Origin of the sequence: Coprobacter secundus subsp. similis (assembly GCF_015097275.1) — a bacterium.
Classification (GTDB): domain Bacteria; phylum Bacteroidota; class Bacteroidia; order Bacteroidales; family Coprobacteraceae; genus Coprobacter; species Coprobacter secundus.
This window is the reverse complement of sequence record NZ_AP023322.1, coordinates 2,868,592-2,882,113: the sequence shown is the minus strand read 5'-3', so window position 1 is coordinate 2,882,113 and position 13,522 is coordinate 2,868,592. Positions and strand designations below refer to the sequence as shown.

Annotated in this window: 8 protein-coding genes; 4 read left to right on the top strand and 4 right to left on the bottom strand. The window is 37.6% G+C overall.

Annotated elements, in window-relative coordinates; all coding sequences use genetic code 11:
- Positions 1 to 12: 12 nt before the first annotated feature.
- Positions 13 to 3,207, bottom strand: a complete 3,195-nt coding sequence (locus Cop2CBH44_RS11530) for an ATP-binding protein (RefSeq protein ID WP_200755960.1) — start codon at positions 3,205 to 3,207, stop codon at positions 13 to 15.
- Between the two features lie 277 nt (positions 3,208 to 3,484).
- On the opposite strand from Cop2CBH44_RS11530, the gene topA reads away from it, so the two are divergent.
- The 4 genes from topA to Cop2CBH44_RS11510 all read left to right on the top strand — a co-directional run bounded on the left by topA (position 3,485) and on the right by Cop2CBH44_RS11510 (position 9,453).
- Positions 3,485 to 5,833: a type I DNA topoisomerase gene (gene topA / locus Cop2CBH44_RS11525; RefSeq protein ID WP_200754853.1), complete on the top strand. Its 2,349-nt coding sequence runs from the start codon at positions 3,485 to 3,487 to the stop codon at positions 5,831 to 5,833.
- A gap of 190 nt (positions 5,834 to 6,023) precedes the next feature.
- Positions 6,024 to 6,710: a succinate dehydrogenase cytochrome b subunit gene (locus tag Cop2CBH44_RS11520; protein WP_021931679.1), complete on the top strand. Its 687-nt coding sequence runs from the start codon at positions 6,024 to 6,026 to the stop codon at positions 6,708 to 6,710.
- A 25-nt stretch (positions 6,711 to 6,735) separates the two neighbouring features.
- Complete coding sequence (locus tag Cop2CBH44_RS11515) at positions 6,736 to 8,679, top strand: fumarate reductase/succinate dehydrogenase flavoprotein subunit (RefSeq protein WP_200754852.1); 1,944 nt, start codon at positions 6,736 to 6,738, stop codon at positions 8,677 to 8,679.
- Positions 8,680 to 8,697: 18 nt separating this feature from the next.
- Positions 8,698 to 9,453 carry a succinate dehydrogenase/fumarate reductase iron-sulfur subunit gene (locus Cop2CBH44_RS11510; protein WP_200754851.1) on the top strand — a complete coding sequence of 252 codons (756 nt, stop codon included), beginning with the start codon at positions 8,698 to 8,700 and terminating at the stop codon, positions 9,451 to 9,453.
- 346 nt (positions 9,454 to 9,799) lie between these two features.
- Here Cop2CBH44_RS11510 and Cop2CBH44_RS11505 read toward each other — a convergent pair whose 3' ends face one another.
- Genes Cop2CBH44_RS11505 through Cop2CBH44_RS11495 form a run of 3 tightly spaced genes read right to left on the bottom strand, consistent with a single transcriptional unit; the run spans position 9,800 to position 13,512 of the window.
- Positions 9,800 to 10,990, bottom strand: coding sequence for a glycoside hydrolase family 88 protein (locus Cop2CBH44_RS11505; protein WP_200754850.1), 1,191 nt, complete (start codon positions 10,988 to 10,990; stop codon positions 9,800 to 9,802).
- A 29-nt stretch (positions 10,991 to 11,019) separates the two neighbouring features.
- Positions 11,020 to 12,033: an aldo/keto reductase gene (locus Cop2CBH44_RS11500; RefSeq protein ID WP_200754849.1), complete on the bottom strand. Its 1,014-nt coding sequence runs from the start codon at positions 12,031 to 12,033 to the stop codon at positions 11,020 to 11,022.
- 45 nt (positions 12,034 to 12,078) lie between these two features.
- Positions 12,079 to 13,512, bottom strand: a complete 1,434-nt coding sequence (locus Cop2CBH44_RS11495) for a sulfatase family protein (RefSeq protein ID WP_200754848.1) — start codon at positions 13,510 to 13,512, stop codon at positions 12,079 to 12,081.
- Positions 13,513 to 13,522 lie beyond the last annotated feature (10 nt).

The following is a 13,522-nucleotide window of genomic DNA, read 5'->3' as shown; positions in this document are numbered from 1 at the left end:
TATACAATAAACTTAAAACATAATTTCCTTTTCCAACCATTTCTTTATCGTTGATTTTAAAATTGCTGAAGAGAGAGGTTTGGTTATATAGTCATTACACCCTGCATCCAACATCTTTTGACGGTCTCGGTCAAAAGCAAATGCAGTAACGGCAATGATAGGCATATCATATCCCATTTCCCGTATCTTATAAGTAGCTTCGATCCCATCGATACGAGGCATCCTTATATCCATAAGAATACCACAAGGAATATACTTTTCAGTAAATTCAATAGCTTCTACTCCATCATGAGCACGTATTATTTCATAATCTCTTTTCAATATAGTAGATACAAGCAAAAAATTACTATCCGTATCTTCCGCAACCAAAATAACAGGCTTCTTTTCTACAACCTCAGACACCTTTTCCATAGTGTTTAAATTATTTGAGTGTGCTTCCAATTGATTCAAATTTTTTAGAGGATAAGTAAACCAAAAACATGAGCCTTTTCCCTGTTCCGATTCCACCCCTATCTGTCCTCCCATCTGTTCTACCAGACTTTTACAAATAGACAGGCCTAAACCTGTACCATGAACAAAATTATCTAGTTTAATAAAACGGTCAAAAATATGCTCTACTTTATCCGGTGCAATCCCAACCCCTGTATCTCTAACATAAAATTTCAGATAATCACTCTCTAAATAATATCCAACTGAAATTCTACCTTTAGTCGTAAACTTAATCGCATTATTTACAAAATTAGAAATGACCTGATAGATGCGATTTCTATCCCCTATTATATACATTTCGGACTGATAATCTTCAAATAAAAGCTCTACCTTCTCAGAAACCTTCATCCGCAAAGAACGTACTAAATCTTCACATAATAAATTCACATCGATACGCCCCATAACAAACTCAAGGGTACCAGATTCAATCTTAGAAAGGTCGAGAATATCCGATATCAACTGAAGTAAAAGTTCATTATTATCGCGTACAATAGAAATATATTCCTGTTTTTCTTCTTGTTCCTCTGTATCAAACAATAATTCAGAAAAACCCACTATGGCATTTAACGGTGTCCGTATTTCATGACTCATATTTGCTAAAAATGCCGACTTTAGCATATCACTTTGCTCAGCTTTTTCCTTTGCATTGATTAACTCATCTTCTGCATTTTTCAACTCAGTAATATCATAATTCACACATATCATTTCCAATGAATCAGGATTCTCGTCCATCGGATTACGAATTACATTTACTCGAGTCCACTTATATTTCCCTTCCGAAGAACAAATACGTAAATCCTTACTAAAACTCTCAATATCTCCCTGCTTTACCTGAGTTATAAAATCAAATAAAGCTTGCCGGTCTTCTTCATGTACATGTTCATATACTCCAATAATACGAGATAACGGAGTATTCTCATCTTCTCCTAAATTCCTATACCATTGAGGGACACCATATCCTTCACGTGTCACCACATCAAATTTGCAGTATCCGACTTTACCAAAACGACTTACCAAAGAAAACGAATTTTCAAATTCAGCGATCTTACTATAAGCATTGTTGATTTCCGTATTGTCAATATTAATAAAAAGATAATTGATAAGATTTCCCCGGGAATCATATAACATGCTCACTTTCGTATATAAATCGATATATCCGCTTTTCATTGTAGGATAATACCCTTTTACCGCCTTAAAAGGATAATTCAAACGGAAAGAAACAGGTTCTTTCCTACGTATAGACTCGATCACATTTTCTGGTAAATTGGGATTCTCAAATAAATTTATACCCAATGCATCTTCCTTACAGTTCAACCCGAAAATCTCTACATCCCGTATATTCATATCGAGCAATACACCATTTTTATCGTATAACTCAATACCTACCGGAATATTCATATAAATATTTCTCAATATTTTCTCACTTCTATCAAGGGCCTCATGGGCCTTTATTTCTTTAGTTGTATCCCCAAACAAAACAACTATCTCTCCCGGTTGAGGCACATAAAAAACAGTAAAACATGTTTTTTGGGTAAGAGGAAATGTCATCGATAATTCTTTGTTCTTACTCAAATCTGCCGATTTTAGTTTTTCCTTTAATTGTCCAATTTTACAAGAACCTATTTCTGAAATCGTCCTATTTTTATATTCAGACAATAATATCCCTGACAACTCTTCAGCTGCATGATTGACATCAAGAACACAATAATCTATCGGACTATTTCTTTCATCTGAAATGACTCTAAGCCGGATATATCCCAAAGGCATATGTTTATACAAATTTTCCAAGTATAAACGCTCTTTTTCGACCTCTTCTTCCGAAAGTCTCATTTCAATACAAAGACTAATAATGTTAGCCAGAGAGGCAAACCACTGATAATCTTCATTGCTCCAATGACGAAAAGTATCTACAATGTCTATTCCCATATATCCCCATACCCTATCTGTATCCAACATCGGAACCACCATTATAGACTTTATGCTCTGCTTTTTCAAATAATATTTTTCTTGAGACGCACATTCAGGGAGATTGTCTAATGAAGATATGATAATAGGTTTTTTCGACTCCATCTGCTTTGTCCACCAAGGAGTAGAATCTAACGGCAAATTTTGAAGTTTATCTATTTCAGGCATTACGTCTGCATCAACAACTTCATAAATACAACTTTGAACTTGACGTTCCCAATCATATTTAAAGATATAAGCTCTACCTTTTCTAAACAAGCGAAGAATATCTCCTAAAATTTTATGTATAACATTTGTGATATTCTCTTCTTTCAAAAAAGATACTAAAGAACAAGAAATAGAATTTTGCTGGTACAGCAGACTATTCACTCGCTGTAAAGATGACTCATAAGATAAAATCTCATCCCGGTCTTCAATACATTGTATAAAACCAAAAGCTCGTAAATTATCATTTATATCTGTATTCTTCTCTCCCAATTTAGAACGTACCCACGTTACCCCGTAACGAGTATAAATAGGGAATACCTGCTCATAGACTTCCTGTACCAGAATAGAAGCAAATTCATTTGAAATACGGTCTCGAAAATCCTCACGTATCAATAACCCAAATTCTTCAAAAGAAACAGTATCTGACTTTAGCCCCAATAAATCAACAAGAAAATCAGAACAAATATATATTCGCTTTCTAAAATCGGCTTCCCACCAGCCCACCCGAGCCAAAGACATGAGTTTCTGACACCGGACAGTTTCCATTTTTCGATTATCCACTTTCTATTTATTAAGTCACTATGCGAATATACAAAAAATATAAGAAATGACATATTTTATTTTTATTATTAAAAAATATAGAATAAATATGTAACAAATTTTCATATATCTATTTCCTTCGCCTTAAAAGGTATGTATATAATAACCGTTATCCTCTTTTTATTTTAGAAAAAATTAAAATTAGTAGTAAAAGTTCTCTATTTCAATTCGTTTTTTCTATTTTTGCGCCCACAAAGTATAATTACAGATCAATATATTGTTCATGCAAAAAAATTTAGTCATAGTCGAATCTCCCGCAAAAGCAAAAACTATAGAGAAATTTCTGGGGAAAGATTTCAAAGTATTATCGAGTTACGGCCATATCCGAGACTTGAAAAAGAAAGACTTCAGCATCGATATAGAGCATAACTATACTCCTATATATGAAATACCTTCTGACAAAAAGAAATTGGTAGATACTCTTAAAGACGAAGCAAAAAAATCAGAAACAGTATGGCTGGCGTCCGATGAAGACCGTGAAGGAGAAGCCATTGCTTGGCACTTATCTGAAGTGTTAAAATTAAAACCTGAACATACAAAAAGAATCGTATTTCATGAGATAACCCAATCTGCCATTCTCAATGCAATTGAAAATCCGCGTGCAATAGATATTAACAGAGTAGATGCACAACAAGCTCGTCGCGTTCTCGACCGCATTGTGGGATTTGAACTTTCACCTGTACTATGGAAAAAAGTAAAACCAGCATTATCTGCTGGGCGAGTACAATCTGTGGCCGTACGTCTTATCGTAGAACGAGAAAAAGAAATAAAGAACTTTATTTCAGAAGCCTCATACCGGATTATCGCAACATTTTTGATTCCGTCGGAAAACGGAAATCCGATAGAATTAAAGGCTGAATTAAATAAACGACTGAAGACTAAAGAAGAAGCCTTAAATTTCCTTGAGGCTTGCCGACAGGCAAATTTTACAATAGAGGATATTTCTGTACGTCCTGCAAAAAAGTCTCCAGCCCCCCCCTTTACCACATCTACTTTACAACAAGAAGCTGCCCGGAAATTAGGATATTCGGTTGCACAAACCATGATGATTGCTCAACGTCTGTATGAGTCAGGATTTATTACTTATATGCGTACAGACTCTGTCAATTTATCGTCATTGGCAATAAATACATCTAAAGAAGAAATTATATCTTCCTTAGGAGAAAAATATCTTAAAATAAGACATTATCAGACCAAAAGTAAAGGTGCACAAGAAGCTCACGAAGCCATACGTCCAACTTATATGAGTCAAAAAGAAATTGATGCACCCTCTCAAGAAAGACGTCTGTATGAACTTATATGGAAACGAACTATCGCTTCACAAATGAGCGATGCCGAACTCGAAAAGACAACTGCTGTAATAAACATATCTTCACGAAATGAAAAATTCGTGGCTACCGGAGAAGTCCTCAAATTCGACGGATTTCTGAAAGTTTACCTCGAATCTCAAGATGATGAAAACGAAGGTGAAAACAATGAAAAAATGTTACCGCCTTTATCACTAAAGCAAGAGCTGAAATATAACGATATAGAGGCTACAGAAAGGTTTACTCAACGTCCTCCCCGATATACCGAAGCAAGCCTCGTTCATAAATTGGAAGAACTAGGTATCGGACGGCCATCAACCTATGCACCTACAATCTCTACAATACAGCAACGTGAATATGTAGAAAAGGGAGACCGTGAAGGTACAGAACGTAAATATAATACTCTGTTACTTAAAAATGGAAATATAAAAGACTGTACAAAAACCGAAATAACCGGAGCAGAAAAAGCAAAACTAATACCTACAGACATAGGTATTGTCGTAAATGACTTTCTAGTACAATATTTTCCAGATATTATGGATTATAATTTTACTGCTAATGTAGAACAGACTTTCGACCATATTGCTGAAGGAAAATTACCATGGTCCAATGCAATAGACCAATTTTACAAATTATTCCATCCGGTAGTGAAAGATGCTCTAGAAATGAAAATGGAGCATAAAGTTGGTGAACGAATATTGGGAACAGATCCTAAATCAGGGAAACCAGTTTCAGTAAAAATCGGTCGATTCGGTCCACTCATACAAATCGGTACACCAGATGACGAAGAAAAACCACAATTTGCATCTTTACTTAAAGGGCAATCAATGAGTACAATTACTTTAGAGGAAGCACTCAAGTTATTTGATTTACCGCGGACTTTAGGTGATTATGAAAATAAGCTTGTCTCTGTCGGTATAGGCCGATTTGGCCCATATATACGTCATGATGGAAAATATGTTTCCCTTCCGAAAACACTCGAACCGCTTTCCGTAACACTCGATGAAGCAATAGAACTGATAAAAGCCAAACGCGAGCAGGAAAGCCAAAGATTAATAAAAAGTTTCCCTGAAGACTCTGAATTAGAAGTACTCAATGGACGATATGGCCCTTATATTGCTTACAAAAAGAAGAACTACAAAATTCCGAAAGGAACTGAGCCAAAAGAGCTTTCTTTCGATGCCTGTATGCAAATAATAAAAGAAAGCGATGAAAAAATTCCCTCAGAAAAAAAGCGGACAGGAAGAAAAAAAGCATCTAAATAATATAAAAAGAGAGAATTGAATTTCAATTCTCTCTTTTTATATTAGGGACTTTACTTAAATTTTAAAGAAATATTTTTATTACAGAAATATTTCTTTAATTCTTTGGTTTCTATACAATATTAATTTAATTTTGCAATCGCCAAAAGCAGGTATATAAATTACACAAATAAATAACTTAAATTAAAATCCTATGTGGTTATTGAATTCTTCAATCGGAAGAAAACTGATAATGAGCATATCAGGTATCTTCCTCATTTTGTTCTTGTTATTTCACATGTCGATGAATGTAGCCGCGGTATTTTCCGAAGAGGCGTACAACACGATTTGCGAATTTTTAGGTGCTAATTGGTACGCAGTTGTAGGTACATTAATTTTAGCCGCCGGATTTATCATTCACATCATTTACGGTTTATGGCTTACACTTCAAAACCGTAAAGCCCGCGGGAATGACCGTTATGCTGTAAATGCGACTCCTAAAGGTGTTGAATGGTCATCTCAGAACATGTTTGTACTGGGTATCGTCATTTTAGGCTTTATTGTGTTGCATTTAAGCCAATTTTGGTATAAAATGATGTTTGCCGAACTCACTGGAAATGTTTCGGTTACATTAGGCGACACGTTCGTATCCCCTGCTGACGGTGCAGCATTTATAAAATATTACTTCAGTAACATCGTTTTTGTAATTTTATATCTGATATGGTACGTAGCCATTTGGTTCCACCTCACTCATGGATTTTGGAGCGCTATTCAGACAATCGGTTGGAATAACCGCATTTGGATGAACCGTTGGAAGTGTATTTCCAACATCTTTGCAACCATTATTTTCTTGGGCTTTGCCATTGTAACTATTACTTTCTACATCAAGAGCTTAGCTTGATATAAACCTTTGAAAAATTATTGTTATGACACAAATAGATTCAAAAATTCCTGAAGGTCCATTAGCCGAAAAATGGAGTAATTATAAAGCTCATCAAAAATTGGTGAACCCCGCCAATAAACGTCGTCTCGACATCATTGTAGTAGGTACAGGCTTAGCCGGAGGTTCCGCTGCAGCATCTCTGGGAGAATTGGGTTTTAATGTCTTGAACTTTTGTATCCAGGATTCTCCTCGTCGTGCACACTCCATTGCTGCTCAAGGTGGTATAAATGCCGCAAAAAACTATCAGAATGATGGTGATAGTGTATACAGATTATTTTACGATACAATAAAAGGGGGAGACTATCGAGCTCGTGAAGCCAACGTATATCGTCTGGCAGAAGTATCAAATTCCATTATTGACCAGTGTGTTGCTCAAGGTGTTCCTTTTGCACGTGAATATGGAGGTCTTTTAGCGAACCGGTCTTTTGGTGGAGCACAGGTTTCACGTACTTTCTACGCTAAAGGACAAACTGGACAGCAATTACTTCTGGGAGCATATTCTGCTCTTAGTCGCCAAGTAAATAAAGGTACCGTAAAATTATATACTCGTTACGAAATGCTCGACTTAGTTGTTATCGATGGTCGTGCCCGTGGTATCATTGCCCGCAACTTGGTTACAGGTAAAATAGAAAGGTTCTCTGCTCATGCAGTAGTTATCGCAACAGGTGGTTACGGAAATACATTCTTCCTTTCGACCAATGCTATGGGTTCAAACGGTTCTGCCGCATATCAATGCTATAAAAAAGGAGCATATTTTGCTAACCCAGCTTTTGCCCAGATACATCCTACTTGTATTCCTGTACATGGAGAATTCCAATCAAAACTGACTCTTATGTCTGAGTCTTTACGTAATGACGGGCGTATTTGGACACCTAAAAATATAAAAGATGCTGAAGCTATCCGTGCCGGTAAATTGAAACCAACAGATATAAAAGAGGAAGATCGTGACTATTATTTGGAACGTCGCTATCCAGCTTTTGGAAACTTAGTTCCTCGTGACGTTGCATCTCGTGCTGCTAAAGAACGGTGTGATGCTGGTTATGGAGTAGGTTCTACAGGTCTAGCTGTTTATCTCGACTTTAAAGATGCTATCGAGCGTCTTGGTAGAGATGCCGTAGAAGCTCGTTATGGAAACTTATTTCAGATGTACGAAAAAATCGTAGATGAAAATCCATATGAAACGCCAATGATGATATATCCGGCTATCCACTATACAATGGGGGGTATTTGGGTTGATTATGAATTGAGTACTTCTATCCCAGGATTATTTGCCATTGGAGAAGCAAACTTTTCTGACCACGGAGCAAATCGCTTAGGAGCATCGGCTCTTATGCAAGGATTGGCTGATGGATACTTCGTATTACCTTATACAATACAAAATTATCTGGCAGATCAAATCCAAGTTCCTCGCTTCAGTACAGATTTACCAGAATTTGACAAAGCTGAAAAAGATATTCGAGATCGCATTAACAAGCTAATGAACATAAAGGGTAAACGTTCCGTTGATTCTATTCATAAAGAACTCGGCCTCATCATGTGGGAATTTGTTGGTATGGCCCGTTCAAAAGAAGGTCTTGAAACAGCTTTAGAAAAATTGAAAGAAGTGAAAAAAGAATTCTGGACTAATGTTCGCATCCCAGGAGAAGCAAATACATTAAATACAGAACTTGAAAAAGCCCTTCGAGTTGCCGATTTTATTGAAATTGGCCGTTTGATGGCTCTCGACGCCCTGAACCGTAACGAATCGTGTGGCGGACACTTCCGTGTCGAATATCAGACAGACGAAGGAGAAGCTTTACGTCAGGACGATAAATATATGTACGTAAGTTGCTGGAAATATGAAGGAGAAGACAAAGATCCTATCATGTTGAAAGAAGATCTGAACTACGAATGTATCAAGGTTCAACAACGTAATTACAAACAATAATTTTACAGTCTAAAAGTTATGGATAAAACAATCAATATAACGCTTAAAGTCTGGCGTCAGAGAGGTCCACAGGAAAAAGGAGCTTTTCAGACTTATCAACTTGAAGGAATATCTGTAGATAGTTCATTTCTCGAAATGTTGGATATTCTTAACGAAAAATTGATTAATGAAGGTCAAGAACCTGTTGTATTTGACCACGATTGTCGTGAAGGTATTTGCGGTATGTGTTCATTATATGTAAACGGACATCCTCACGGTCCCGATGAAGACGTAACTACCTGTCAATTACATATGCGTAAATTCCATGATGGTGAAACCATTACTATAGAACCATGGCGTTCTGCAGGATTCCCTGTAATCAGAGATTTAATGGTAGACCGTAGTGCTTTTGATAAAATCATGCAAGCCGGAGGTTATGTATCAGTAAATACAGGTGGCGTACCTGATGCAAATTCAATTCCTATACCCAAACCTGATGCTGACGAAGCTATGGAATCAGCCTCATGTATCGGTTGCGGAGCTTGTGTGGCTGCTTGTAAAAATGGTTCAGCCATGCTATTTGTTTCTGCAAAAATCAGTCAATTCGCTTTATTACCACAAGGCCGTGTAGAAGCAGCTCGCCGTGCAAAAGCAATGTTGGCTAAAATGGACGAACTGGGATTCGGAAATTGTACCAATACCGGAGCTTGCGAAGCTGAATGTCCCAAAAATGTATCTATAACAAATATAGCTCGATTAAATCGTCAATTTATATCTGCAAAATTGAAAGATTAAGAAATATCCTATCACAATAAAAAAACCGGATTTTAAAATCCGGTTTTTTTATTTTTACCATATAAGCCTAGAACTTTCTAATAACTTTCTAATCTGTAATAAGTTTATTATAATCAATTAAATAAAAATGAACTGAAACGAGAATTGTATTTTTGTCGCAAAACAATAGCGACAATGAACAAACTAAACTTTATTATATTCTTTTTTCTTACACAGACTTCTGAAAATACAGTAAATCAGTATCAAAAAAAGCGAAACTTTTGCTTTCTGAACGATTACAAATTATGACTTTTCAAATGTAGAAAACACTCATTAGCCAACTTCTGTCTACATTCCTTAATCAATCCTAATTCATAAACTTTTTTTTCCAACGCATAAGTGCTTCGATATAATAATAATCGGCATAAGTTAATGGAGCATCGATTTCAGAATTCTGGGGATAATTGCCCGTACTATGCATTAATATAAAATTTCCGTTCTCCCCCAATTTCGCCGTATATGCCGGCGATGCCAACGAACGTATCTGTTTTTCGGTGACATCGAGATATTCTTTTTCAAGCCGTTTATCCTGCACATAACCGCTCAGCTCTATCAGGGCAGAAGCCATTAACGCAGCAGTTGAAGCATCACGCGGTTCATTCGGAATACCGGGAGCATCATAATCCCAATAAGGGACCATATCTTCAGGCATATTTTTATGATGAATCATAAATCGAGCTATTTTAATAGCCATATGCAAATACTTTATATCCCGAGTTTCCCTGTACATCAATGTATAGCCATATAACCCCCAAGCCTGTCCACGGGCCCATGCCGACTCATCCGAATAACCCTGATGAGTTTGTTTCACATGTGGCAATCCTGTAATAGTATCGTAAGAGACTACATGAAAACAACTCATATCCCTTCTATAATGATTTTCCATCGTTTTATCTGCATGAGAAATCGCGATAGCACGATAATCTTTCTCCGTAGAATTTTTCCCGGCCCATAACAAAAGTTCCAGATTCATCATGTTATCTATAATAACCGGATAATCCCAGATATCTCTTTTAGAATCCCAGGATCTGATAAGCCCGACATTCGGATTATAACGGGTAGATAAAGAACTCGCCCCCTGTAATAAAACAGCCTTATAGGCCGAATCATTCTGTAACCGGAAACCGTTTCCAAAGCTGCAATACAACATAAAACCAACATCGTGATTTTTAGTATTGAATTTTTCTTTTTCTACCCTTGAAGTATACAGTTTCGCATAATCGAGTATTTTTTCATTTTGGGAATCTTCATAAAGATACCATAATACTCCGGGGAAAAAGCCGCTTGTCCACCACCTGGAAACCGAAGTCGTATTCTCTCCATGCTCGAAAGAGCGAGGCAAAACCGTATCATTATCCGCATATTTTTCAGCTAAGAGAAGACTTTGCTTTTCAGCAAATTTCAAAGCATTATTTACAACATCGTCCATCGGCTGTTTCTGACAGCATGATGACAATAAAAAAACAGGAAACAGTATATACAATAAATTTTTCATCATTAATATGCTCTTATCGGTACGATATTCGATTATCCCCAATTTCCATCATGGTATGAAGGAAACATCCAGGGCAATTCTTTACTTTTAAAAAATGGAGAAATATGCATGGCAACCTTTTGTTTCTCTTCATCGGACATCGGTTCGAAATGCCGGAGAATATCCAGATTTCGTTTTACAATCTCCATACTGTCCATTCCTAATACCAACGCATGCGCTTCTTCTATAGACAGGGCAAAGCGGACCAACTCATCTCCAGTTATTTTGGGAACCGTTTCTTTCGGACGAACAGCCTTCATTAAAAGCACCCCCATACCCTGCCGCCGGGCCGCCGGGATAGCCAATTCTTCCCGTTTATGACCTCTCTCTCCCCGCCAGTGATTCATCGCGATTAACATCGTATCAAAAATACCCAGCTCGGCCATATGCTTCATCGCTTCTGCAGAGGAATGCCCGGAAAAACCGATGAAACGGGTTAATTTCTCATCTCTCAAACGGGTTATCAGATTTACAAGATTATCTTTCTGCTTAAAATTATCTATGTCCTGATCCTGAATATCATGAATCATCAGCTGATCTAAATGATCGGTACGTAAACGTTTCAAACTGGTCTCGATCTGACGCATCCCTTCATCCGGATTCCGGCTGGTAACTTTTGTCGACAGAAAAATTTCATTCCTGCGCTGCGCCACAGTTTCTCCCAGTCGTTCTTCACTGACAATACCCAATTTATTATTCTGGTACACCCAGGCTGTATCCCAATAATACAACCCGTTATCAAGCGCATAATTCAGTATTTTTGTCGCTTCATCGGGCGATACAATATCACAAAAACGGCTTCCTAACCCAAAACAAATCCGGGGAATACGAACTCCCGTTTTTCCCAGAATAGTCGTCGGAAGTCCTTTTGCATTATAAACAACCGATTTTTTCGTATTTATGGGAGCGGCTTTGCAATCAGGCAGCAAGCTACTGCCAACCGCAGCCACTCCTGCACTTATTCCCATTTTAAAAAAATCTCTTCTCGATATATTTTTTTCGTTCATTGTTATAACTATTTTAGTTCCCTCTCACAAAATAATGCAACCCGTTCACTTTTTATTTGCCGCAGGCTTCGTTTTCTCGGTTTCTATAGGCAGGGGCACATAGTCCCGATACACAATCATCCATTCATGCAGTTTCCCTTTCAGAGAATCTTCTATACTCTTATACTCCGGTCGTCCGGAAAGATTGACAAACTCATCCGGATCATTACGCAGATCATACAATTCGAACATCGGCCGTTTTTCCGGAAATATGGTTTCTTCGAACTTAGCTTCCAATATTCCTTTATTATGCAACTCTTCTAATGATTTCCAAGAAGGCATATTTACAAAATCGACCGGATAATACTGTTCCCGCCACAAAACATTATAAATAAGCTTATAATCTTTTGTAAAAACGGTTCTTGACAAATCAAAATGGTCGGTAGACCGGGGTAAACCCGAGCCATGAGAAACCCGAACAGCGAACATCTCGTCCCGTACCGTGTAATCGGGATCGGTGAATGTAGGAACAAAACTTTTTCCACTCATATATTCCGGCACACCGATACCGGCAGCATCGAGAAATGTAGGTCCCAAGTCTTCTCCGGAGAACAGGGAATACGAATCAACATTTTTCTTCGTCTTTCCTTTCCATTTAACAATCAGGGGAACATGTAAACCGCAATCATACAATGTTCCTTTCCCCCTTAACAAAGCACTGCCATTATCTCCCATAAACACGATGAGAGTATTATCCGTTAAATTGCGTTTTTCAAGCTCCTTCAATATATATCCGACATTCTCATCGAGCCGGTTTATCTCTCCATATAAACCGGCTTGTTCTGCCCTGAATTCTTTATTATCGGGCATCGACGACGGCATTTTAATGATTGCCGGATCTGGTTCATATTCGTATGCCGTAAAGTCACGATGCGGATCATGGAAATTAACCTGGATAAAAAACGGCTTTTCTCCCGGTACCAAATCCAGGAATTCCCTGAACTGCTCGACAGCAAGAGAATCGGAGCCCTTTCTTAAATAATCGACCCGGTCTTTAAAAGTCTCCAAATTATATTTCTCAAAAGTTTTGATAGTCTCCGGAGCTTTTGTATCCGAACCGTCTAAGTGATAACTACGTCCGCAAATACCTGTAAAATAACCATTTTCACGCAATATTTCGGGAAACGCGATATATTTGCGTTGAAGTGGCGCCGAAAATCGCGACATTTCTACATCCAGCACGTTCCGTCCGGTCATTAATGAAGCTCTGGACGGAACACTTTGGGGTGCTGTCGTATATGCCCGGTGATAGAGAACTCCATCCTCGGCCAATTTATCGATATTCGGAGTTTTCAGATCCGGACTTCCATAACACCCCAAATAAGGATAACTATGATCATCCGATAAAATAAAAACTATATTAGGCTGTTTCTTCTCAGGCTTTGTACAAGATGCCAAAGCGCCGATAGCCAGCAAAGAGATACTTATATATGGTTTCATGTTATTATTC

Bases quoted from the DNA above. Each gene is read 5' to 3' on its own strand.
- Cop2CBH44_RS11505 (WP_200754850.1), bottom strand. From the start codon at position 10,990: ATGATGAAAAATTTATTGTATATACTGTTTCCTGTTTTTTTATTGTCA.
- Cop2CBH44_RS11500 (WP_200754849.1), bottom strand. From the start codon at position 12,033: ATGAACGAAAAAAATATATCGAGAAGAGATTTTTTTAAAATGGGAATA.
- Cop2CBH44_RS11495 (WP_200754848.1), bottom strand. From the start codon at position 13,512: ATGAAACCATATATAAGTATCTCTTTGCTGGCTATCGGCGCTTTGGCA.
- Cop2CBH44_RS11510 (WP_200754851.1), top strand. From the start codon at position 8,698: ATGGATAAAACAATCAATATAACGCTTAAAGTCTGGCGTCAGAGAGGT.
- Cop2CBH44_RS11530 (WP_200755960.1), bottom strand. From the start codon at position 3,207: ATGGAAACTGTCCGGTGTCAGAAACTCATGTCTTTGGCTCGGGTGGGC.
- Cop2CBH44_RS11515 (WP_200754852.1), top strand. From the start codon at position 6,736: ATGACACAAATAGATTCAAAAATTCCTGAAGGTCCATTAGCCGAAAAA.
- topA (WP_200754853.1), top strand. From the start codon at position 3,485: ATGCAAAAAAATTTAGTCATAGTCGAATCTCCCGCAAAAGCAAAAACT.
- Cop2CBH44_RS11520 (WP_021931679.1), top strand. From the start codon at position 6,024: ATGTGGTTATTGAATTCTTCAATCGGAAGAAAACTGATAATGAGCATA.